The organism is Pseudarthrobacter sp. PH31-O2 (assembly GCF_030063265.1).
Lineage (GTDB): Bacteria > Actinomycetota > Actinomycetes > Actinomycetales > Micrococcaceae > Arthrobacter.
The window spans coordinates 1-1,688 of the sequence record NZ_JASIST010000021.1; the positions used below are offsets into that span (position 1 = coordinate 1).

Annotated in this window: 1 rRNA gene (running past one end of the window); it reads right to left on the bottom strand. The window is 54.7% G+C overall.

Features of this window, described 5'->3' with window-relative positions:
• Positions 1-125: 125 nt before the first annotated feature.
• Positions 126-1,688, bottom strand: a 23S ribosomal RNA gene (locus tag QMG72_RS17625); it runs 1,669 nt beyond the window's last position.

Genomic DNA, 1,688 nt, shown 5'->3' on the forward strand with positions numbered 1-1,688 from the left:
TTTTGTTCCTCACGCAACGGGTTTGTTGGTTGGGAACCACATAGTGGACGCAAGCAGTCTTGTTATCTTTGTACCACCCTTGATGGGCAAACCTCTTTTGAAGGATTGGTTTGTCCAGGTGGTGTGTGGTGTAAGTTATCGGCCTATTAGTACCGGTCAGCTTCACGAGTCGTTAGTCCTCGCTTCCACATCCGGCCTATCAACCCAGTGGTCTGGCTGGGGGCCTCTCACACACAAGGTGTATGGAAATCTCATCTCGAAGCGAGCTTCCCGCTTAGATGCTTTCAGCGGTTATCCCATCCGAACGTAGCTAATCAGCGGTGCACTTGGCAGTACAACTGACACACCAGAGGTTCGTCCGTCCCGGTCCTCTCGTACTAAGGACAGCCCTTCTCAAATTTCCTGCGCGCGCAGCGGATAGGGACCGAACTGTCTCACGACGTTCTAAACCCAGCTCGCGTACCGCTTTAATGGGCGAACAGCCCAACCCTTGGGACCTACTCCAGCCCCAGGATGCGACGAGCCGACATCGAGGTGCCAAACCATGCCGTCGATATGGACTCTTGGGCAAGATCAGCCTGTTATCCCCGAGGTACCTTTTATCCGTTGAGCGACGGCCATTCCACAATGTACCGCCGGATCACTAGTCCCGACTTTCGTCCCTGCTCGAGATGTCTCTCTCACAGTCAAGCTCCCTTGTGCACTTACACTCGACACCTGATTGCCAACCAGGCTGAGGGAACCTTTGGGCGCCTCCGTTACTTTTTAGGAGGCAACCGCCCCAGTTAAACTACCCATCAGGCACTGTCCCTGACCCGGATTACGGGCCGAAGTTAGATGTCCAAAGTGACCAGAGTGGTATTTCAACGATGACTCCACCCGAACTGGCGTCCGGGCTTCAACGTCTCCCACCTATCCTACACAAGCCACTCCGAACACCAATACCAAACTATAGTAAAGGTCTCGGGGTCTTTCCGTCCTGCTGCGCGTAACGAGCATCTTTACTCGTACTGCAATTTCGCCGAGTTTATGGTTGAGACAGCGGGGAAGTCGTTACTCCATTCGTGCAGGTCGGAACTTACCCGACAAGGAATTTCGCTACCTTAGGATGGTTATAGTTACCACCGCCGTTTACTGGGGCTTGAATTCTCAGCTTCGCCTTGCGGCTAACCGGTCCTCTTAACCTTCCAGCACCGGGCAGGAGTCAGTCCGTATACATCGTCTTGCGACTTCGCACGGACCTGTGTTTTTAGTAAACAGTCGCTTCCCCCTGGTCTCTGCGGCCCCTGCACGCTCCGGACAGCTTGTGTCCATCACGATGGGGGCCCCCCTTCTCCCGAAGTTACGGGGGCATTTTGCCGAGTTCCTTAACCATAATTCTCTCGATCGCCTTAGTATTCTCTACCTGATCACCTGTGTCGGTTTGGGGTACGGGCGGCTAAAACCTCGCGTCGATGCTTTTCTAGGCAGCATAGGATCACCGAATCCCCCCTTACGGGAGTCCCATCGGATCTCAGGCATCATGAACGGCGGATTTGCCTACCGTTCGCCCTACATCCTTAGACCGGGACAACCATCGCCCGGCTCGGCTACCTTCCTGCGTCACACCTGTTAATACGCTTGCCTCCCAGGATCAGGTCCCGCGCTCCACCAAAACCCTTCACCCACAAGGGGTGTCAGGCAGGTAT